This window comes from Arenibacter certesii DSM 19833 (assembly GCF_000429545.1).
GTDB classification, from domain to species: domain Bacteria; phylum Bacteroidota; class Bacteroidia; order Flavobacteriales; family Flavobacteriaceae; genus Arenibacter; species Arenibacter certesii.
The window spans coordinates 1-22,224 of record NZ_AUCB01000022.1; the positions used below are offsets into that span (position 1 = coordinate 1).

The following is a 22,224-nucleotide window of genomic DNA, read 5'->3' on the forward strand; positions in this document are numbered from 1 at the left end:
GGAGGATTTTGCCCAGAAATGGAACGACAAGTACTCCTATGCCATAAAGAGCTGGAGGGACAACTGGGAAGAGCTCACGGTATTCTTTGAGTTCCCCATAGAGATCAGGAAAATAATCTATACTACGAACCTTATCGAGAACCTGAACGGGAAGATAAGAAAGTATACCAAGAACAAACTTTCCTTCCCTACGGACGATGCGGTGATGAAATCCGTATATTTGGCAGTGAGGGAAGCGACCAAAAAATGGTCCATGCCAGTAAGGAACTGGGGAATCATCCTAAATCAGTTCCTGACGATATATGAAAAAAGGGTCAGACTTTAGATAAAAGTCAAACCCCTGTTATTTTAAACTTACACAGTTTACGGGATAGTGTCTTGATTAAGTCGCCTACTGGGCGACTTTTTTTTGAGCAATAATTGCTCTTTACTATTTTTTAATTTCTACGGTATTTATCACAATACCGGACTGCTGCAATTGGCTTTCCAACTCCTCGTCATTTTTAAACTTAAGTTGTTCCACGATCCGGGATTCATATTGTAGCTCAAAGTTTTTTACGGCAAAGGGCCAAGGAGTTACCCTCAATTTGTTTTCACCGGTTTTCATTATAAAGTACTCCTTATTATCTATGGTTTTGTTGATTTCAATTTTTCTGCCGTTGCTAGGAATGAGTCCTTGACATATTATTAAGGAACACCTATCACAAAAACGCATAATGTCATAATATTTTTCCAACGATTCTGCATTCAGGTCATATAAATTTAATTGGGTTTTCCGCTCTGATCTAACATGTTCAAAGAATTCTGAAAACTGTTTATGACCTTTTGTTTTATCCTTAAATAGAAATTCTAGGTGACGGCCAACCATCAAAGCAATGAACTGTGATTTTTGAATAGAACTATTATAAACCCTTGTCGCATGTAAATATGAATTTTCGAGATCCTTCTCTTGTAAGGTAAAATCCATTGGTGCCCCGGCCGTGGTAATATGATCTTCCTTATTGAAATTGGGCAAGTTATCGTCATGTTCTATTATTGAGGTCAAAAGGTCTATCCAAATATTATCCTCTATCAAATTTTGAAAGGGAGCCGCGATCTTTCCCGCAAGAAGTCCGTGTGCATATTGAGAAATAATCTCCCACCCCTTGTTGTGTTGTCTCACAATCATTTTATATCCTTTTTAAGATCAAAGCTGTTAAAACAAAAAACCAGCAAACTTACCAATGGCCTAATTAAACTTAATTGAGTTATACTAGCCTGTACCTGAAAATTAATTTAATTTTTAAGAAAGCCATTCACAAAATACTGAGAAAACCAATGGTTCAGTAATTCATTCGCTAACATTATTGACTGTGTTTATTTTAACGTAATCCCTTTTCACCCTTCAAGTTTAATCTAGCAAGTTTGTGTTATCAATGTATTGTGAAAGCATACCTATTAGATCACTCTTGTACCAGATACAAAAGAAACTTAGAAACGCATAAACTACCTATTCCTTACCTCAGATAATCTATTGGGATAAAACGAAACTCTTTACAGTCGTTTACCTAAATGAGTAATATGTAATTTTAAGTAACTGGAATGACCATATGGAATACTGAGCAATATGTCATAAATAAAGATAGTATGTACTAGTCTGATTTATATATGAGAATGAAATTATAAACGGGAAATAGTTGCAATAAGTAAAATTACATTGCAAAAAATAACAAGAAATAAAATTGCAAATCATAGAAAGTCTGTCAAATCTCCTCAAGGATGTATATGGAGACCAATACTTTAAAATATAGGTGTATGAAATCAATATGGAATGGCTCTATAAGCTTTGGACTAGTATCTATACCCATAAAACTATTCTCAGGTTCTGATGAAGGAACATTGGATTTAGATATGTTGGATAGTCATGATGGAGAACGAATTCGCTATAAACGGGTTAATGAAAAGACAGGAGAAGAAGTAGAATGGAAAGATATCGTAAAGGGATATAAAAAGGATGATAAATATATTATTCTTGAAAAAGAGGATTTTGAGAATGCAAATATTAAAAAGAACAAAACTATAGATATTGAACAGTTTATTACTGATAGTGAAGTAGCCGATGTGTTGTTTAAAAAACCGTATTTTATAAAACCTCAAAAAGGTGGAGAAAAATCGTATACACTTTTACGGGATGCACTAAAGAAAACAAAAAAACTAGGAGTGGCCACTTTTGTGATGCGCCAAAAGGAGAATTTATCCCTTATTGGGGTTTATAAAGAGGCATTGGTTCTGCATGTAATTCGTTTTGAAGACGAAATTAGAGACACATCAGAATTGGAACTTCCCAAATCAAAAGTAGCTAAAAAGGAATTAGATATGGCTATTTCTTTGATTGATCAGTATACGGAAAAGTTCGATTTTGCCAGGTTTAAAGATGTTTACAACCAACAATTGCTGAAGATTATAGAATCTAAGGCTTCTGGTAAAGTCACCAAAAAAGAAAAATTTGAATCCAAAGCAACTCCTGCTAAGGATTTGATGGCTCAATTAAAAGCCAGCTTAGAAAAAAGAAACAAGAAGGCATCATAAAAAGTGGATTTAAGCGAATACAATAACAAGAGGAATTTTTCCAAAACACCAGAACCTAAGGGCAACGAAGGGGTAAAATCCAATGACCATCAATATGTGATTCAGCGGCACCAGGCACGTAAATTACATTATGACCTTCGCTTGGAAATGAATGGTGTACTCAAAAGTTGGGCAGTCCCGAAGGGACCATCTATGAACCCCAGCGATAAAAGACTAGCCATACGAACCGAAGATCATCCACTAGAATATCTCGATTTTACTGGAACCATACCAAAAGGCAACTATGGGGCCGGAGAAATGATGATATGGGATTCAGGTACGTATGAAATGGACAGTAACGAGTCCGACCTGTCAGTGCACGCCCAATTAAAAGAAGGCAACCTAAAAATCATCTTATTTGGCAAAAAATTGAAAGGCCGGTTTGCGTTAGTTAGAACTGCGGGAAGAAATGATAAGGAGAGTTGGTTGTTAATTAAAAAGAAGGATTCATTTTCTGTAAATATACCTTACGATGCCGAGGCGTTGGTTCCATTAGATTATCAGGCTAATCAAAAACTTAATAAAGAAATTCTTCCCGGAGAAATTATTCAACCTATGTTGGCCAATTCCATTAAAGAAGTTTTTAATGACCCAAATTGGATCTATGAACTGAAATGGGATGGATATCGTGTACTTGCCCACATTTCAAATAAAGGTGTCTTATTGCAATCCAGAAACGGTCTCAGTTTAAACCTGAAATTCATGGAATTGGTTAAGGAACTACAACAAGTAGAAAATGAGGTAATACTAGATGGCGAAGTGGTAGTCCTTAATAAGGAGGGTATCTCTAATTTTGGTGAGCTTCAAAATTATCCCGATAGCAAAGGAGAATTAAGATTCTATGTTTTTGATATGCTATATTTAAACGGGCATAGTATGACCAGTCTCTCACTAATGGATCGCAAAAGTCTAATTCCTGAGGTGGTAGAGAGTTTACGACTAACTAAGTACTGCGACCATATTGAAGGAATGGGGGCTGCATTATATAATAAAGCAGTGCAATTAGGTATGGAAGGCGTAATGGCGAAGCATAAAAATTCCTATTACTCTCCAGGTGTACGCACCGAAAAATGGTTGAAAATTAAGGCCATAGATGATATGGAAGCCTTGATTTGCGGCTATACGGATTCCGAAGGCGCGACTTTTGGATCATTAATTTTGGGGGAGGAAAAAAATGGGATTCTTATATATATAGGTAATTGTGGTTCAGGATTTACTGAGACCTTACGTAAAGATCTTTTGGCGAAATTTTCAGCCTACAAAACGGATCAAAGTCCATTTAAAACAAAGCCTACGTTAACGGGAAGAACTCCAAACTGGCTGGTACCCACTCTTAGCTGTGAAGTTACCTATACCGAAAAAACTAAAAATGGTTTGCTCCGTCATCCAATTTTTAAATCTTTAAAACCAGAATTAAAACCTGCTAATGCTCCTATAAATGAAAGTATTGAAAAGCAAAAGGTTTCCTCCTCACAATACTCTGGCGAGGATCTTCATATAGATGGTCATTCCGTATCCATTACTAATTTAGATAAAATTTACTGGCCAGAATCAGGCATTACTAAATATGATCTTATTGATTATTATCTATCCGTTTCCGACATTATTATACCCCATCTAAAAGACCGCCCTCAAAGTCTACACCGCCATCCCAACGGAATAGACGGTGACGATTTCTATCAAAAGGATAATGAATATGCTCCCGAATGGGTAGAAACAATACGTTTGTTTTCGAAATCTTCTAAGCGGGACATTGATTATTTATTATGTCAGAACACAGCATCCTTAATTTATATGGCAAATTTGGGATGTATAGAAATTAATCCATGGAATTCTAAGGTGGGGAAGTTGGATTATCCAGACTACGGTGTTATAGATTTGGACCCTCCAGAAGGAATACCCTTTTCCCTAGTAATAAAAGTGGCCTTAGAGTTTAAAAAAATTCTGGATGCAGCTGATATTACCGGATACTGCAAAACTTCTGGTTCTAAGGGGCTACATATCTTCCTTCCTATGGGTGCTAAGTACCTATACGAAGAGGTCCGTAATTTTATTAAATTACTATGTTATTTAGTTCAAATGAATATACCGGAGATTGCCACTATGGAAAGGTTGATAAAAAATAGAGATGGGAAGATATATCTTGATTATTTGCAAAATAGAAGAGGTCAGACAATCGCCTCTGTATATTCTGTGCGACCTGTAAAGAGCGCACAAGTTTCAGCCCCTTTAGACTGGGAAGAATTATCTGATAACATCAATCCAGCTAATTTCACCCTTAAGAATATACCGGCACGAATCCAAAAAGTTGGCGATTTTTTTGAGCCATTGTTATCCACCTCTATTAATATGGAGCATGCGATTTTAAAACTGGAAAGTATTTAACAATAGTGGTTATTCTGAATAATTAAAAACGGTATGACCTCCTGATGGATTATTTTTTAGTGATGCTATAACACGACTTAACACTTTTTTTAAGCCTGAATAAGTAGACGGTTTTTTCAAGAATCTATTAGCACCTTTTTGAAATAACTGTGCTGTTTTTTCCATATCTACATAATTGGAGTATATGGTTATGCAAATATCATCATTAGATGGATTTCCCCGAAGAATAGACAAACATGCTTCTCCATCAATTTTAGGCATATATAAATCCAAAAAAATGGCATTTGGAAGGGGTTTACCCGAACTTAAATATTCCAAGAGCTCCTCCGAACTTGAAAATAGAGTCAATTGAACATCATGCTCAATTTCATTCATTGCCATAGAAAAAAAATCACGATCCTCAACATCATCATCTACTAAAAACAATAAGTACTGCTGTTTGTCCACATTATAATCATCCATCAATTTTCCCTTATTAGCCATCTGATTTTATTTAATTCAACTGTATTATTCCCTATTTATATATATGAGACCAACATAAGCGGGCAAGCAAAACGTCCCTTCGTATTCCCCTTCACCCACGGCCTTTTCTGCATTAAAATTACTTACCGGTAAGTTATCATACATATCATCATATGAGTTAGAACCGCTATTGAATATTAATTTCCAAAGCCCCTTGGCTGGCAGTTTTAGCTTGAAATTTTCATAGTGTCTTTTTGAGAAATTGATAATTACACACAACTTATTCTTCGGATGCTTGGAGTGTGCACGTTGATATGCTATAACTTTTTCAGTTTCACTGAGATATATGAAATCTATAAGGCTACCCTGTAGACCAATAAAATCTAAATAACCCGATTTTCTGAATTTGATCAAATCTGAAAATAGCTTTATAATACCCTGACATTGGGTTAAATTGTTCCAGTTTAATTGTTCCCGAATAAAATAATGTTTGGCCAAGTTTTCCTGTCCTTGAAATAACATTGGTATTCCAGGTGCAGTTAGCGTTAATAATCCCGCTAATGTAATTCGCTTCTTCAATAGATTATTTTCTACTTGATTAGACGTAATTATGTCTGCTAATCGTCTCCCGTGTTCAGAAATAGAGCGTTGTGATACAGTGTGAAAAATTCGGGTGGTTGTACGACCACCTTCCTGTAATTTCATAGCATCCATTAAGGAGCCCATTTGTCGATCATCATCCTTATTAGCTGTTAACACTTGACTGATAGAATTCACTGACTCGGAATTTCGCTGAATATCAAAACCAAATCCGCCTTCAGTAAGAGGGGTAGTTAAAAGTGGGTCATATCGCTTTTCTTCAGCTATAAGTATTTTAGAGGGATATTTAGTTTTAATTTCTCCCACTATACTATTTAACAAAAGCTTTCCATCCTCTAAAAACGCTCCCGAATTAGAAATACCATTAGTATGACGCACATAGTCCGTATTTACAAAACATATTCCATCGCAATGATAAGTTTCTATCCAAAGAAGAGCCGTGTCCTGCAAGTATTTTCTAACCTCATTACAACTATAATTTGGCCGCCTAGGTCCCCAGGGAGAATTGGATCGATAGTCTCCATAAAAGTAAATCCCCCCCTCATTCTCTTCGTCTTCAGCATCAAAATGCCATAAAAGAGAAGTAGAATCAAAATGACTGATGTCTAGGGACATGATCACCGCAATACCCTGCCGGTGAGCTAAATTTACTAGGTTGGCAAAGGCCTTATAACCACCCATCTCTTTAGATAATGACATTGGTCGTGATGGGTGATAACTCCATTTCTTAGGATTTACTAATGGTGGGGGCAAGGCTATTTCAATGGTGTTAATTCCTAAGGCATTGAGGTAACTTATTGGCTCCAATATATGTTGAGGTTCTGCTTTATTATAGTTCAACTCGGAAAAAAAATACCCAACATCCAATTGGTAAATAACCATTTTTTTTCTCTCTACAATTTTAAAGTCATAATCGGTCCAATCAAAATCGGTTGTAGTGATAACGGAAGTCTCGTTTTGTTCGTTAAATTCAATGGCATATGGATCTTCCCTATATAGCTTACTAGTATCACTCTGAATAACAAATTTATAGTGATCCCCTTGCTTAGCATGATTTAGCGTTAAGGACCAATGGCCATTATTTTCTGACTTCATAAAATCTAAATCCTCCTCCCAATTATTGAAATCCCCAATAATGGATACACTATCAGCATGGGGAGCCCATAGACGGAAGGTATAGTCATTAGGTTTATAGTATGAACCTTTAGCGTTTGAAGCTATTGTATTACTACCTATATCATCCATACCTGTAATTTTATATGAAATTACTAGATAATTGATAAATTGATTAATGGTAAAAAAATGATTTATAACTGGAATGATAATTTAATTGTTTTCAGTTAAATAGGAGAATGGATCCTGATTAGAGATATGTAATTGGAGCTCTATTAGGATTGCCGTGAAGACCAATAATTATAATTTAATGTTTCTTCCGATCAGGGTATCCCACTATATTATTTGAATGACTCCCTATAATCCTTAAAAGATAACTTACACTAAAATTCAATGGCTCAAAAACAGATTTACAAGGACCACTACCCCTGTGAATAATAAAAAATCTGTAATTATAACCAAAGCGCACAAACATCCAGCGAATGCACTACCCACACGGTAGCACCTGTAGTAAGGTCCTGTACGGTATCTCCTTTTTAAAAATCACTCTAGCAACTAAAAACCAATTCCAGTGACAACCTGACTCAGAACTCCAGGAAGGTCTATAAATTCCCCTCCTTAATACGGTAGGGCAAAATTACAAAAGCACACTCTCCATAAGAAATTAACATATTGGTCTTAATCCCAGCATCTTTCCTTTATAATTCACATTCTATACCAATTAATAGTCCAGTGACAATTGCCCGATATATCTTAAATGAAAGGTTTGGAGTAAATTCTTATTATGGAAACCATCTTATACCGGTTACTATTGTTTCCCTCAAGGGGGCAGGATAAAACGGTAGCGTTCATAACTTAATAAAGCAGTTTAAATGAATTAAATAGGAGTCCTCTTTCGTACAGCAGTCAAACATGCCTTATTGCTGAGTATTCAATAATTGTCAGAATATAAAAATATTAGCTAAATTATTTCATATTCCTAAATGAGAAGAAGTTTTGACATCAATTTTTAAATTGATAAGGATAATTTATGCACTTTCCTTAATGTAATTTCACATTTAAATTCCAGTTAAATATTAATTAGTATTAAAAAATAGAAATTATGAATAAGTATAGCATTTTTATGATGTGTATTCTTCTATTAGGCCTGTTAGCTTGTAATGAGGAGAATAAAAAGTCTACAAACAATTCACGAACAGATTCAGATTCGGAGTCACGAATAGAGGCTCGTAATGCTGCGCACGAGAAAACGATGAGGAACAATCCTGAACTAGTACCATCTTCAACGGAAGATAATTGGGGACAAGATTACAACCGCAATATGGATATTTCCAAAATGTATGGGGATTTAGATATGACGGAAAAGCAAATAAGTGACTATGAGGCGTACTCAAAGGCATACCGTGAAAAATTATCCGCACATAAAAACAATGGTTCTGCAGATAATCAGGCTATTCTAGTCAATAAGGACAGTAGTTTAAAATCTGTCCTTACGCCAGAACAATATAAAAAATATAAAACTATGCTAGAGAAGCGTAAAAATGATAACGACTAATTCTCAACCATAAACAAAGTTGTCTTTATCCTAATGATTGGACAATATTAATTTTATTAACCTTTAAATAATACAGAAATGAATACAAATGAATCTAGATTTACGGACACAAGAATAGATAGGGTTTTTCATAGTACGGATGCAGCCCATTCCTATTACGACCATCTAATTGAACGAGGTTATGAAAAGGAAGACATTACTATACTAATGTCCAAAGAAACCAAAGAAGAATACTACGATTCTCAAAAAGAAGACACGGGAAGTGAAGCACTGAAAGGTGCTGGTGCTGGTAGTGCCATTGGGGGGGTAGCAGGTGCCGTGGTAGGTGCAATAGCCGCCATTGGGACCAGTTTAGTTCTTCCAGGTATTGGGCTCGTAGTAGCAGGTCCACTCGCCGCTGCCTTTGCTGGAGCTGGAATTGGCGGTGCTGGGGGAGCCCTTGTTGGGGCGCTTACCAAGGCTGGACTTTCAGATTCAAAATCTGCGGAATATGTAGAATATCTTAAAAAAGGAGATATAATTATTTCTGTGGACCCCAAAAATCCAGAAGACCGCACGTATTTTAGTGGACAAGAAGGCGTTATATATAATCGCGATGTTGTATAATAGTATTAAGTACCCTTTATAATAAATTAACGCCATAAACAATAATAGTCTATGGCGTTTTTCTTTATAGTGCTCGCTAAAACATTTTACAACTATGTCTAGGTTTAAAAATTGACTGTTTGGTATTAATATTTTTTTTTGGACTAAAAATTATCATTATTGAATTAATATAAATCTTAATTATCCACGACCTTAATGTTATAAATAGTACAGCTATGCCGAATCCGAAAATAAAAAATGAGAAGCAATATCAAGCCTTATTAGTTAAAGGCTATAGCAAGGAAAAATCCGCTCGTATTGCAAATACGCCAGATGCTGGTAAAAAAGGAGGGGAAGCAAAAAGGTATGAAGAATGGACCAAGCAAGAAATTTACCAACAGGCCAGAAATGTTGGAATTGAAGGCCGTTCTAAAATGTCTAAGAAAGAGCTAATACATGCTCTACGAAATAATTGAACCATTTGCATTATTTTTTACTGAAAGATTAGAGATTTCCTAATGCTTACTCAAATTTTGCATATTCATCTCATTATCACAAATAATATTGCGTGGAAATTAACGTTAAATAGCGTGTAAAGGTTCCCTATTATTTAGTAACAAATAAGTTGGGATTTTCTTAACTTAGAGTATAAAGTATTTTTTTTCTCACCAACAATAATTAAATGTACGTATCCGTAAATCGAAAAGATGTTAAATTTTTACCAGATAGTAGTCGCGTAGTCGCTCGTTTTTTCAATAATGGAGAGAAGCGTACAAGCGAACTTATTCAAAGAGTTCTCTCCCTAGATGAATTATCGGTCACTCGAGAATTAGACCATACGTTACGTGAATTTGCAGGGAGGCATCGTAACATATCTCAGATTTTTCTTCGTCATTTCGAGAATCATCGAGCACTTTTAGATCAAATGGAAATTGAGGTTAGTAAGTTTTCTAAGGAAGAAAAGCTACTTATCGGTTCCTATGCAACTATGGAATATTCTATAGAATCGGCAGCAATGTTCAATCCGTCAATTATTGAAGATTTTGATCAATCCTTTCTAGCAAAAGGAGAGAAAAGAGTAATTATATCGTTTCGTGCCACTGGAGAAGGACACTTATCATCGATTGTATTTAGACGCGGTATATTGGATTCCAATAATGATTTTCATCCAAATAAAGTCAGGAACCATATCGATATGGCGAAAATAATTCAAAAGAAATCCTATGATAAAGGGCGATTTGTACAGAAGCTTCATGAAATGAAAATTTCTCAAAAACACTCCTCGGATATCATGAATGCCTTAACTGATCCATTTGATTACCACGACTTAAAAGCTGCAGTAAACATAATTTTAGAAAATGGTATTAGTACGGATAAGCGATTAGCTTTAGAGGAGATGACTTGGTTGGTGGACTCTTACTACGATGTGGAATTTAGTTTGGATTCTGACCTTTCAGAAAGAGTGATTTTTCCAATTTCACCGTCAGAGAGCAAGGGTATAGAAGATGCGAGGTTTGTAAGGTTCACGGATGATGATGGCTCAATTATAGTGTATGCTACTTATACTGCTTATGATGGTCATACCATCTTACCAAAATTACTATCTACGAAAGATTTTAATACTTTTCGAATTATGCCACTGCACGGAAACGCAGCTCAAAACAAGAACTTTGCGCTATTTCCACAGAAAATAAATGGAAAGTACGCTGTTCTAGCTAGAGTTGACGGTGTGAACAATTATATCATGTTCTCAGATAGAAACACATTATGGAATAATCCTATCAAAATTCAAGAGCCTAAATATCCATGGGAATTTACACAAATTGGTAACTGCGGCGTCCCACTTTGGACACCGGAGGGATGGCTCATCATTACCCATGGCGTTGGCCCAATGCGAAGGTATTGCATTGGAGCCTCATTATTCGATTTAGACGATCCAACCAAAGAAATTGGAAGACTTTCACAACCTTTGCTCTCTCCTCTAGAGGATGAGCGAGAGGGTTACGTCCCAAATGTCGTATATTCTTGTGGTTCTTTAATAAATAATGGAAGCCTTGTACTGCCATATGCTGTCTCGGATTATGCTTCCTCTTATGCGACTGTAGATATGGATGAGCTACTTCACGCTCTTAAGAAATGATAATTAATTAATGGTTAGGGCCTTATACACCTCAATATATTCTTTTATCATGCGCTTTATACTAAATTTCTCCATGGCATAGGCACGACAGTAATAAATATCAATTTCCTTCAGTTTTCTAACTGCCTGCACCGCTTCTGAAACTGAATTTACCAAATAACCGGTTAAACCATCTTCTATAAGTTCGGGCATACTGCCTCGAGAAAAAGCAATTACTGGTGTACCACACATCATAGCTTCAGCCACACTCAACCCAAATGGCTCATCAAAAAAAATGGGATGAAGCAGTGCTTTGGCCTTTCCTAATAAGTCATTTCCTACACTCTGATCGACGTTTCCTAAATAAATAACATTTTCACCGTCAATTTCTGAGGAAATATGACTTTCAAAGTAATTATGATCCTGTATTAGTCCAGCAATAATAATCGGAAGTCCGGCAGATTGTGCAATTTGAATAGCTTCCAACGTTCCCTTATTAGGAAGTATACGACCGTAAAATAAAAGATAATCCTCCTTATATTCATTGAACTTAAATGTGGTTTCATCTATTCCGTGATAGATAGTTCGGGCGTAATCCAATTGGGAATGACGATCCGAATTAGAAATAGAAATATAGGTAGACGATCCATTATACTTTGCATATACAGGAACAATCTTTTCAGAAGAAAAACCATGAATCGTAGTAACCATGGGAGTATTTATTAGTTTGGAATAGGTTAATGGAAGAAAGTCATAATGATTGTGTATAATATCAAAACATTCCGACTTTTCCATTAAATTACTAATGTGTAGGCATTCCCAAACCTTTGCATCAAGGTTACTATTTTCTGCATAGGGATTAGGGCAAACTGCATCCAATTTTCCTTTGGTCATTGAATCGGCCGTTGCAAAGAGAGTTACATCATGCCCTTCCTCAACTAATCCCTCAGCAATAGTAGATGCTATTAGCTCCCATGGCCCATATTGTCTTGGAGGGGTACGCCATGCAATTGGAGACAAAACTGCAATTCTCATTATTCCTCTAAATTTTCGAATGCCATTCTCGCTAATAAATAACTTATAGTTGATTCTGCGCCTTGATTTAAATTCACATTAGTTTTTTCGAGTCCGTCATGACACCCTCCTGTGGAAGGGTTATAAATAATTAATCCAAGAGGATTTTTACCCATAAACCAGTTAAAGGCATTTTCCATTAGCTCATGATAACCATTCTCTGGAAATAGCTTATGGAAATACCGTAGGGCTAGAATTGTATAGGCAACGTCTATAGGTTGTTCCCCTCCTTTAAATTCCTTACATAAAGGCTCTCCCTTTCTATGCCAATTTTGATTTGATATCACCGAAATAGTATCATCTACAAAAATTTTGGATAATAAGAAATTGAATGATTTTTTTGCAATTTTTCGGTATTCGGGTTTTAGGGTCATCGAATAAGCCATTAACAAGGAATGGGGAAGAACACTATTTCCATATGTAAGGTAACTTTCATACCAATGCCAATCTTCTTCAGATTCATGTTTATAGATCTCAACCAGTCGATTTGCATAATTTATAACCTTTTCATTAATACATTCTCTTTCTTCAAATTTGTTGTAGAAATAAAGTCCTTTAATGATAAAAGCAATGGCTCTAGGTGAATGTGCTGTCTCCAATGCCTCTACGGCATGTTTAAAAACAAATATCGCTTTATCACGTATATATTTAAATTCCTCAGGTAAACGCCAGGAAATATAAATTACATATCCTAAAGCCCAAATAGCCCTCCCGCATGCATCTTCTAAATTAACAGTTTCATTCTGATCAGTAAATTGATACTCTTTGTCAACATAGTTTAAAAATCTACAATCGTGGCGAAAGCAACAGAATACAAAGTTAAAATAGGTTTTAATATATTTCAGATCGGATGAATCGCCCGTCAGCTCGTAATGTTTACATATTGCAATTAATGCGCGTGCATTGTCATCTAGGGTATAACCACTTTCAATATCTGGTTGGTTTATTCTAGAGAATTGAATAATCCCAATATTGGTGGTCATATTTTTAATGTGTTTTAAGTCAATGGGAGGCTTTCTAAACTTCAACTTCACCGGCATTTGTAAAGCTTTGGTAAATACCTGTGCATGCGCTATGGCAGCGTTTTCCCAAGCTGAAATTAAAGAAGTATGCAATCCATTTAAACTCATTTGAGATCTCTTAGCATCATTGTTTAATAAATCTATTACCGCTGCCTGTAGCTGATCGGAATTCTCAAAATCAAACAGGGATCCCGCACCATTTTTCAAAACCTCAACCGCATGAGGAATAGGTGTTGAAATAATTGGACACCCACTACTTAGAGCATAGGCAAAGGTTCCGCTGACAGCTTGATAAGGGTCCTTAGAGGTAAATAGGTAAATGTCTGTAAGTTTTAAATACTCCAATAGGTCTGCGATAGGTATAAACTGATCAACGAAACGAACATGATTACCTATGCCCAGGGCAGCTACTCTATCTTTTAAAAAATTCCGATATGTTTCTCCACTTTCCTTCACTAAATTAGGGTGGGTTCTACCAAGAATTAAAAAGACTGCCTCGGGAAAGCGCTTGATAATTTGAGGTAGGGCATGCAAAGTAGTTTCAATGCTCTTACCGGGACCAAGTAGTCCAAAGGTAGATAACACTGTTTTCCCTTCTAGATTATGTTTTTCCTTTAAGGTTTCTTTATTCCCATATGCAGTTAGATGCGTGCCATGGGAAATTACATTAATCTTACCCTTTGGAATATTATAATGATCCTCCAAGGTCTTTGAAGCGGACTGTGTCATTACGATGATTTGCGATGAAAGACTGGAGATTTTTAATACTTTTTCCCTTAATTCTGTTGTTGGATTAGGTAGTACCGTATGATACGTTATTACGATAGGTTTGTTCAAAGATTCTAAAAAATCATAAAATGATTTTTCATTATTACTAAAGAGGCCAAACTCATGCTGAATTACCACCAAACCTATCCTAGTGTTATTATTTATTTGCTGAGCAACTTTTAAAAAATCCAGGGTTAAATCTGTATTTAAAATGGATTCCACTTCTTCAGTGTATTGATGATTTGATGAGCGAGATTCCAAAGGATAAATTATTAATTTAAACGTATCTATAAACTTATCCGTAAGTGCATTAAGTAGATCCTTGGAATAAGTTGCTATTCCACACTCCCGAGGGGGGTAAGAGGTTAAACAGACGATCTCAGTCAACTCTTTCTCCTCCTTCACTGGGGTTACCGTCTTGGTACTCCTAAAATCGATATGCGTCTGAACTGGATATTTTCTAGATCTAATCAGATTATCGTACTTTATATTAATAGCTACACTTTTTTCCATAGTCTTATTTTTTAAAAAATGCCAATCAAAATAATTAAATCGCAGTCAATTGAACCTACATTTACCGTCCTTCAAATCAGACTCTTATATATTATCTAAAAATATCGGTTAACCACATAGCCAATTAATACAATCGATATTATTTATAGCACAATTGGATTTATGAATTTGTAAAGTGAGAATGCGGGATTTACTCTTTTTAAATCGGTATAATAGATATAAAATTGATGCTGTATTTTCTCTTCTACATCCTATTTCAATTCTCAGCAATTATCCTTCATAGTATATACGTGGTATAAAACTCCATCAGTGAGCTCAAACAAAATTATAACTAACTCGTTCGCATAATATTTACCCCAAAATTTTATAAATCAGCTTTTTATTACTATATTTATACTATCATATTTCGAGGTGCTGTTGTAATAAGTGGCTGAGATTATACTCGTTGAACTAATCAGTTAATTCTGAGAAAGGAAAATATGATGGCAAAGGGAACTAGAAACCTATTACTGTGTTTTTGTTCCCTTTGTTTATTTTATCCACCTTTATAAATTGAAATGCTTTACTTACTATTTCCGATTTCAAAGTCAACTGTTCCTTTATTAGAGACCTTTTTAAATTTATACTTAATAATTTGATCCTCTTAAAAACACCTTGCTTTATGTTGACTAATGATGATATAATAGGAGAAAAACTTTCACATCTTTTAAAAATAAACTCAGATGGGGAAAATGTTTTTAAGAATGCTGCTGTTTGGGCAACAGCAAAATCGCTTATTGCATGGTTAGAACAGAAGATCATAGAACAAAGCGTATGTAGAAGTGAATTGCAAATGGAAATTAAGTTATTAAATTTTAAGTACGATGATGTGAAATCTTCAAATAGCTATTTACCTCGAATAGGGACGGATATAATGACAACTTATTCGAAGGACAAGGACAAAATGGTAATTAAAGAAGTAATACGTTGGTAAGAAAAAGTATTAACTGCATATAATGAAATACTTCAGGAAACTAATATTCCACCGAAAACTGAAGATATTCTAAAGTCGCATCGCACAAAAATTGAACACGACCTGCATGTTTTGAAAACATTAGACCATATTGAGTTTCAGGAGGAATCTTAATAAGAATACTTATTATACAGACTATTCAAATGCTGGATTATTTCCCGATATAAGGATATAATCCAAATTATTTTTATTTTTGTGTTTTCTTATAATTATTCATGCGACAAAATATCTTTAATGATTATGCGAAAAATGCTTCCGTACATAATCATATAGACTGGAACCATTTTGACAGACTCCCATCCAGACCTGGAATCTATAAGTTTCAAGATAAAGCGGGTCATACTGTATATGTAGGAAAAGCAAAAAATATAAAAAAAAGAGTATTGAGTCACTTTAGATGTAAGTCGGAAAAAGAAACTCTTCTTTGCCATGACACGTATTCTATCGATTTTGAACTTACTGGTAATGAACTTGTCGCCTTATTGTTAGAGGCCGACCTAATAAAAAAATTATTGCCAAAATATAATACGATACAAAAGCACCATCGAACTGCGTTTCATATTGTAAATCATTATAATAAGGCGGGGATCTTACAACTAGATATAGAAATAAAACCTATCCTTAACGAACCAACTGAAGTTTTCTACACCAAAGGAGCTGCAAAATCAAAGTTAGAATCATTATGTGAACAACATACTCTATGTCCAAAGTTTAGTGGTCTTCAACGAGGAAAAGGAAAATGTTCCAATATAAAATTTCCTAGTTGTACTGGTATTTGCAGTGGCGATGAGGAAATTTACAATTATAATGAAAGGGTGTATAAGGCTATTGATTCTTTACACCAGAACGCAAGCAGTTATATTATTTTAGAGAGGGGAAGATCTTCGTACGAACAATGTGTTGTTTTAATCTTGGAAGGGGTGTATCGAGGTTTTGGATATATAGATAATTCACAACAAATTTCCCATATCGATGAAATACTGGATTTAATCCAACCAAGAAAGAATAGTTACCATACCTCATCAATTATCACAAAGTACACCAAGAACAATACGAAACGGGTTCACTATTTAACACCTGAAAACAATAAATCATAGTTGAGCCACTAAATTTTTAAATACGTATAGAAACGGAAAAATTATATTATCTAGTTCCATTCTGATCAAAAAAACATTGTAAAGTCAATGTTCCACAATATCAGGAGTACCATATTGCTATTCCTATTTTTCGTCCTACGCGAAAAGCTTTTAATCAAAGTAATAATAAACTATAGTTTAGCCCAATAGCTAATTTAAAATTTAAACCCAGATACAACCAAGTCTCAATCAATTACAGGATTTACAGAATGTCAATTGGCTTAAAAATTTGAAAAAAGTAATCTGTGGGGCCCCTATTATTTAAAACAACATAGATAATAAAATAAGGTTATATGAAATGCATTTTACTGCAACTTATGAATTGGATTATTAAATATTCCCATAAAAACTTAAAGCACTTGGGAGAATTTCAATTTTAACTTTGTCTCCCGAATAATCGTTTATTAAATTATCGTCTACATGCATTTTACTACCTCCCCATTTAAGTTTAACATCTTTTACCCTTATGGTTTTAACAAATTTGCTCAAACTTAAATTATCCGATTTACCATTAATTATTTCCTTGAGGTAATTTTTAAGTTCCTCCTTATTTTGATGAGGTATGAGTACCAATTCAAAATTCCCGTCACTAGGGTTTGCATATGGAGCAAGTTTAATATTTGGACCCATGTATTGGGTATTCATTAATTCTACTAATAGGAATTTACCTTTAATTGTTATTCCGTTCGTATTTATTGTCGTTTTTTGCGACTCAAACTCATCTACAATTTTTAACAATACCTGTACTGCCTTCTTTAGCTCCTCATTAGGAGCTAATTCCTTATTATTATATTTTTTCATTTCATGGATTAACTGCGGAAAGATTCCGAAACCAACACTTTCCAGAAAGAAGCCATCATGCGCTGATCCTTTAACTCGACCGTAATCAAAATTGATTAAACTTCTTTTTGCATCTAACGTATGCCCCTCTAAAACCGTAGGGATTTTTAAGGTCCTTGCTACGTTATTGGCAGTTCCCAAAGGCAAAAGGTGGATAGGAATAGATTTATCTTTTATAGTTTTCAATAATCTTTCTGCCAGTTTATGAACCGTTCCATCGCCTCCTGCTAAAAATATGGCGTCTGCCTTATATGGATTAAAATTTTTCCAGTCCTCAGGATTCTTTGTGGATATATAATCTGCTGAATATCCGGCTTCCTTGACAATTTCCATTAATTTCTTTTTACCATGGGCGCCTTTTCCGGCGGAAGGATTGTGAACAAGCTGGGCAGTTTTCATAATAGTATACTTTAATTGTTTTTCTAATGAAGATATTACAAAGGAAAATATAAATGCCCTGAAATATAATCAGTTTAGTTATTGCATTAACAATTTCTGTGAATGCGATCATTTTATTATGTAGTAATTCCATGGTAACTTTAAAATCTATATATTTTTGTATAACCACCCTTATATGAGAAAATTATCACAATAATTAAACTGAGAAACATGAAAATTTTGGTAACAAATGACGACGGCATTTACAGTCCAGGTCTTTCTTGTCTCGCACAAGAAGCAGCTAAATACGGAGAGGTAATCGTAATGGCACCAGATATAGAACAGTCGTCAATGGGTCAGGCTATAACATCAGGTAAGCCGATTACCTATAAAAAATCACCGATTCATTTTAAGGATATTGAAGCATTTAGAGTTTCAGGTACCCCGGCGGATTGCGTAGCCTTGGGAATCCATCTATTTGAAGATATCGATTTAGTATTATCTGGAATTAATATTGGATCTAATTTAGGTAATTCAGCATGGCATTCTGGTACACTTTCTGCAGCAAGACAGGCAGTACTCTTCGGGGTGCGCGGGATTGCTTTAAGTGTTTCGGTAGGCGAAGGAGAACCCGATTTTGATAATTTAAGTTCTTTTGTTCAAGATGCTTTAAATGAAGTTATTAATGAAAGGGATCTAAAATTATTAAATATTAATTTCCCAAGGAATCCTGTGGGAGAAATTGAATGGACAAGCCAATCGGTAAGAAAATATGATGGAAAGATAATGGCGAACCAGGATCCAATGGGAAGAGAACATTATTGGTTTACAGTTATACCTATAGAACCTATAGACGACGGATCCGATCGATGGGCCGTTAATCAAGGTAAAACTAGTATTACCCCAATGATTCTTGATTTAACTGATAAAAATTATTTGAATATACGTTCTAAGAATTAAAATATTATGCTGCATTTACGAACGCACCTTAAAAACCATTTAAGGAAATAAGTGCTTTAAAAATAAATACTACCTAATTTACAGGCCATTGATCATGAGGTATAAAGCCTTTAATCCTTGATGAAATAATAAAAAAAAGGGAACAAAATTGAGGGATTATAACCTCTTGAAAGCCCTATGTTCATATTTATGATGTATTATGAGCACAATACACGTCTAAAAGCTGGAAATCCAAAATTTAAAATATTATAGTAACACTTAAAAATTGATAGTACATTCCAGCTCGCACTAAATACAGTGATCGCTGAATTCTTTACTGTAAAACATCTTGGGTAATAAATAATACAATTTTTTTGAATTTACTCCCAAAAATTGAAAGTTATAGTATCGTATCTAATCACAAGCTCCCGATTGAGTTCATTATGCAAAAATTCCCTCTACCCTTCACTTTTTCTTTCGCATATATTTATCTGGTTCTAAGAATGCTTATTATTTGTAAACATATTCTTGACTAGATTATAGTTATCGACGAAGCCACGAGCTTTTTATACCTTCTGATCAAATATGATCAACTCCTATTAAGTTCCCTGTATTTATAAACTAAACTTGACCATTATGTATTATCGATAAATAACCTGTTATCTTACTAAGTTGTTTATTTGCCACATTTTCATACGTTTCTTTTACTACAAATTTCCCGCCTACTTCTCCAGCACCAGGACCTATGCCAATAGCCCATTCCCTTCCAGCCACTACCTGTATGACGTGTACTACAACAATAACAGTACAATGTATAAATGAATAACAAACATACTCCTACTCCCAATAAAATTTAGTGTTGTTAAATCTTTTGCGCAACGTAATTCGAACAAAACTTCTAACTAAATTAGAGTATAGTTATAGTACTTGTTTAACATCGCAATCATGTAAATGAACAGTTGATGAAAACTCGTAAATGTTAACATCATTCTAATTAATTTAATCTTTATGGAAAATAAAATTGCGCTTATAGGGTCGGGTCCCACTGCAGTTTATACCCTCAAAAATCTTCTCGACAACGCCCAAAGTTTTAAAGGAACTTTGAAATCCATTGCAGTTTTTGACAAGGCAAATGTAGGTGGAATGGGGATGCCCTATAATCCAGAGATGACAGACATTTATAATGTATCCAATATTTCATCTGAAGAGATTCCGTTGTTACAAGAAAGTTTTGCTGATTGGTTAAGGAGACAAACGAAAAAATTACTTAGTAGTTTAAACGTTACTGAATTTCCTATCAGCGAATCCAAAGTTTATAGCCGACTCTCCCTCGGCAGATATTTTAAAAGTCAGTATAATGAAATAATCAAAAAGCTAAAAGAGCATGGTTTTATAATTGATGAATATTATGGAATAGAAATTATTGATATCGTTCCAGATTCAGATAACACCTTGCACCTGTTGACTTCAAGTTCACACATTTACAAGGGTTTTACGAAGGTTATAGTAGCGACGGGGCATATTTGGCCGGAAGAAGACGCGCCAGACCAGGGATATTATGCTTCTCCATGGCCCATTCATAAACTTTTGCCTAAAGAAAACACATACTATAATTTTAAGATTGGCATTTTGGGAGCATCATTAAGTGCGTTTGACGTTGTAACATCTTTGGCGCACCGTCATGGCACATTTCATAAAAATAGAAACGGTTTAGAATTTAAACTGAACTCCGATGCAGGTGAATTTAAAATAGTTATGCATTCTGCAGAGGGCTGGTTGCCGCACCTTCAATATGAACAGGAAAGACCGATTCGCGAAATATATAGACATACGGACCGTGATGAATTGTTATCATTGATTAACAATTCCGGTTTTATGCCATTAGATGTTTACTTTGACCAAATATGCCGTCCTGCACTTATCGAAGCATTTAAAAAAGACAGTAATAACAATTGTGTCAAACTACTGTCAGAGGGTAGTACAGGATTTTTGGAGTTTATCGATCACATGGAGCAAACCCATGATTACGTAAACTCTTTTGAAGGCATGCGTAATGAGTTAATGCAAGCAAAAGCATACTTAGACCAAAATAGGCCTACACATTGGATGGAAACGCTTGACGATTTAATGTATTGTCTTAATTTTCATGCTGAGCTTATCTCTGCAGAAGATCATTTGTTTTTCAACCAAAAGATGATGCCTTTTCTTATGAATGTCATTGCGGCCTTACCACTACAATCTGCGAATATACTTTTAGCGCTCTATGACGCGGGCTGCATTGAATTGGTTAAGGGCAAAGTGGAAGTGCTAAAAGAGTCATCAAAAAAAGGTAAAACATATATTAATGTAATTGGAGAGAATGACAAAATAGAACCCATGTCCTATTCCATGTTCATCAATAGTTCGGGTCAGGGTAAAATTAAATTTAAAGATTACCCTTTTCCTTCCTTAATAAAAAATAACATTGTAAGTGAAGCCAAAGCAAAATATCAAGCAGCACCCACTACTTCTCAAAACAAGCTATCTGAGGATGAAGAAAATATCGTTTTTATTGAAGACGATGTCTATCTCTATACAGGGGGAATTGCGATAGATGCAGGATACCGTGTCATCAATTCAAAAGGCAAGTCTGAATCAAAAATATATGATGTATCTTTTATCCATACGGCGGGTTGTCGACCTTATTCCTACGGGCTTCAAGCTTGTAATGCAACGAGTCTGATTTTGGTAGAGCATCTTAAAAGGGATTTTGACCTAGTAATGCCAGCAACCAAAGATTCTATTGAAGAAATCACTAAAATTTACGAAAAAAAAGAGGCATTATAATTTTGAAATTACAAGTTGATTATGTTATATTCTGCTTAATAAGGTTGACCTCCTTCCAATTTAACTACCGGTCGGAAGTAGCGGATCCAGACTTTCATTTGATTCTACAAACTCATCCGGTATCAGATCTCCAAGGAACAATGAGGTTTAAAACAGTTCTAAACCTTTCTCCGAATAACAAGCTTTCCTGTGCATTCACAAGAGAGAAGAATCAGATGGCATCAGGGCATTTGACCTTAAAATATACATTAAAACACTCTATAAACGGTTTGTCAGTAGGCTTTACCGGT

General features: G+C 35.0%; 17 protein-coding genes. 11 read left to right on the top strand and 6 right to left on the bottom strand.

What is annotated here, in order from left to right:
- On the top strand, positions 1-325 hold a 325-nt coding region (locus G466_RS21935; protein ID WP_034235502.1), incomplete at its 5' end, for a transposase.
- A gap of 105 nt (positions 326-430) precedes the next feature.
- Here the strand turns inward: G466_RS21935 and G466_RS0112210 are convergent.
- On the bottom strand, positions 431-1,168 hold the full coding sequence (locus tag G466_RS0112210) for a DUF3891 family protein (protein ID WP_026813927.1): 738 nt from the start codon (positions 1,166-1,168) through the stop codon (positions 431-433).
- 626 nt (positions 1,169-1,794) lie between these two features.
- On the opposite strand from G466_RS0112210, the gene ku reads away from it, so the two are divergent.
- Positions 1,795-2,568 (top strand): non-homologous end joining protein Ku, encoded by a 774-nt coding sequence (ku, locus tag G466_RS0112215; RefSeq protein ID WP_026813928.1) that lies wholly within the window; start codon positions 1,795-1,797, stop codon positions 2,566-2,568.
- 3 nt (positions 2,569-2,571) lie between these two features.
- Positions 2,572-4,992, top strand: coding sequence for a DNA ligase D (gene ligD / locus G466_RS0112220; protein WP_026813929.1), 2,421 nt, complete (start codon positions 2,572-2,574; stop codon positions 4,990-4,992).
- Positions 4,993-5,001: 9 nt separating this feature from the next.
- Here the strand turns inward: ligD and G466_RS21940 are convergent, their stop codons facing one another.
- Positions 5,002-5,475 (bottom strand): response regulator, encoded by a 474-nt coding sequence (locus G466_RS21940; RefSeq protein ID WP_051315641.1) that lies wholly within the window; start codon positions 5,473-5,475, stop codon positions 5,002-5,004.
- A 24-nt stretch (positions 5,476-5,499) separates the two neighbouring features.
- A complete protein-coding gene (locus G466_RS0112230; protein ID WP_026813930.1) occupies positions 5,500-7,299 on the bottom strand; it encodes an alpha amylase C-terminal domain-containing protein in 1,800 nt (599 codons plus the stop codon).
- Positions 7,300-8,269: 970 nt separating this feature from the next.
- Here G466_RS0112230 and G466_RS0112235 point away from each other — a divergent pair.
- The 4 genes from G466_RS0112235 to G466_RS0112250 all read left to right on the top strand — a co-directional run bounded on the left by G466_RS0112235 (position 8,270) and on the right by G466_RS0112250 (position 11,447).
- Positions 8,270-8,722 (top strand): hypothetical protein, encoded by a 453-nt coding sequence (locus G466_RS0112235; protein WP_026813931.1) that lies wholly within the window; start codon positions 8,270-8,272, stop codon positions 8,720-8,722.
- A 78-nt stretch (positions 8,723-8,800) separates the two neighbouring features.
- Positions 8,801-9,328, top strand: a complete 528-nt coding sequence (locus tag G466_RS21945; RefSeq protein WP_034235504.1) for a hypothetical protein — start codon at positions 8,801-8,803, stop codon at positions 9,326-9,328.
- A 215-nt stretch (positions 9,329-9,543) separates the two neighbouring features.
- On the top strand, positions 9,544-9,783 hold the full coding sequence (locus tag G466_RS0112245; RefSeq protein ID WP_026813932.1) for a DUF7218 family protein: 240 nt from the start codon (positions 9,544-9,546) through the stop codon (positions 9,781-9,783).
- A gap of 206 nt (positions 9,784-9,989) precedes the next feature.
- Positions 9,990-11,447 carry a glycoside hydrolase family 130 protein gene (locus G466_RS0112250; RefSeq protein WP_026813933.1) on the top strand — a complete coding sequence of 486 codons (1,458 nt, stop codon included), beginning with the start codon at positions 9,990-9,992 and terminating at the stop codon, positions 11,445-11,447.
- Positions 11,448-11,450: 3 nt separating this feature from the next.
- Here G466_RS0112250 and G466_RS0112255 read toward each other — a convergent pair whose 3' ends face one another.
- Both G466_RS0112255 and G466_RS0112260 read right to left on the bottom strand, forming a co-directional pair.
- Positions 11,451-12,461, bottom strand: coding sequence for a glycosyltransferase family 4 protein (locus G466_RS0112255; protein ID WP_026813934.1), 1,011 nt, complete (start codon positions 12,459-12,461; stop codon positions 11,451-11,453).
- Complete coding sequence (locus G466_RS0112260) at positions 12,461-14,803, bottom strand: glycosyltransferase (protein WP_084418832.1); 2,343 nt, start codon at positions 14,801-14,803, stop codon at positions 12,461-12,463. Before G466_RS0112260 ends, G466_RS0112255 begins: the two co-directional genes overlap by 1 nt.
- A gap of 661 nt (positions 14,804-15,464) precedes the next feature.
- On the opposite strand from G466_RS0112260, the gene G466_RS0112265 reads away from it, so the two are divergent.
- The gene (locus G466_RS0112265) at positions 15,465-15,776 is read left to right on the top strand and encodes a DUF2383 domain-containing protein (RefSeq protein WP_026813936.1); all 312 of its coding nucleotides are present in this window, start codon (positions 15,465-15,467) and stop codon (positions 15,774-15,776) included.
- A 254-nt stretch (positions 15,777-16,030) separates the two neighbouring features.
- Complete coding sequence (locus G466_RS21950) at positions 16,031-16,912, top strand: GIY-YIG nuclease family protein (RefSeq protein WP_051315642.1); 882 nt, start codon at positions 16,031-16,033, stop codon at positions 16,910-16,912.
- A 369-nt stretch (positions 16,913-17,281) separates the two neighbouring features.
- On the opposite strand, the gene G466_RS0112275 is transcribed toward G466_RS21950, so the two are convergent.
- Positions 17,282-18,190, bottom strand: coding sequence for a diacylglycerol/lipid kinase family protein (locus tag G466_RS0112275; RefSeq protein WP_026813937.1), 909 nt, complete (start codon positions 18,188-18,190; stop codon positions 17,282-17,284).
- A 210-nt stretch (positions 18,191-18,400) separates the two neighbouring features.
- Between G466_RS0112275 and surE the strand changes: the two genes are divergently transcribed.
- Together surE and G466_RS0112290 are read left to right on the top strand one after the other, a co-directional pair.
- On the top strand, positions 18,401-19,129 hold the full coding sequence (gene surE / locus G466_RS0112280) for a 5'/3'-nucleotidase SurE (protein ID WP_026813938.1): 729 nt from the start codon (positions 18,401-18,403) through the stop codon (positions 19,127-19,129).
- A gap of 987 nt (positions 19,130-20,116) precedes the next feature.
- Complete coding sequence (locus G466_RS0112290) at positions 20,117-21,934, top strand: FAD/NAD(P)-binding protein (protein WP_026813939.1); 1,818 nt, start codon at positions 20,117-20,119, stop codon at positions 21,932-21,934.
- Positions 21,935-22,224 lie beyond the last annotated feature (290 nt).

Coding starts and splice junctions, on each gene's coding strand:
- G466_RS21950 (WP_051315642.1), top strand. CDS start 16,031: ATGCGACAAAATATCTTTAATGATTATGCGAAAAATGCTTCCGTACAT.
- G466_RS0112260 (WP_084418832.1), bottom strand. CDS start 14,803: ATGGAAAAAAGTGTAGCTATTAATATAAAGTACGATAATCTGATTAGA.
- ku (WP_026813928.1), top strand. CDS start 1,795: ATGAAATCAATATGGAATGGCTCTATAAGCTTTGGACTAGTATCTATA.
- G466_RS21945 (WP_034235504.1), top strand. CDS start 8,801: ATGAATACAAATGAATCTAGATTTACGGACACAAGAATAGATAGGGTT.
- G466_RS0112230 (WP_026813930.1), bottom strand. CDS start 7,299: ATGGATGATATAGGTAGTAATACAATAGCTTCAAACGCTAAAGGTTCA.
- G466_RS0112290 (WP_026813939.1), top strand. CDS start 20,117: ATGGAAAATAAAATTGCGCTTATAGGGTCGGGTCCCACTGCAGTTTAT.
- G466_RS0112255 (WP_026813934.1), bottom strand. CDS start 12,461: ATGAGAATTGCAGTTTTGTCTCCAATTGCATGGCGTACCCCTCCAAGA.
- G466_RS21940 (WP_051315641.1), bottom strand. CDS start 5,475: ATGGCTAATAAGGGAAAATTGATGGATGATTATAATGTGGACAAACAG.
- G466_RS0112235 (WP_026813931.1), top strand. CDS start 8,270: ATGAATAAGTATAGCATTTTTATGATGTGTATTCTTCTATTAGGCCTG.
- G466_RS0112245 (WP_026813932.1), top strand. CDS start 9,544: ATGCCGAATCCGAAAATAAAAAATGAGAAGCAATATCAAGCCTTATTA.
- G466_RS0112210 (WP_026813927.1), bottom strand. CDS start 1,168: ATGATTGTGAGACAACACAACAAGGGGTGGGAGATTATTTCTCAATAT.
- G466_RS0112275 (WP_026813937.1), bottom strand. CDS start 18,190: ATGAAAACTGCCCAGCTTGTTCACAATCCTTCCGCCGGAAAAGGCGCC.
- surE (WP_026813938.1), top strand. CDS start 18,401: ATGAAAATTTTGGTAACAAATGACGACGGCATTTACAGTCCAGGTCTT.
- G466_RS0112250 (WP_026813933.1), top strand. CDS start 9,990: ATGTACGTATCCGTAAATCGAAAAGATGTTAAATTTTTACCAGATAGT.
- G466_RS0112265 (WP_026813936.1), top strand. CDS start 15,465: ATGTTGACTAATGATGATATAATAGGAGAAAAACTTTCACATCTTTTA.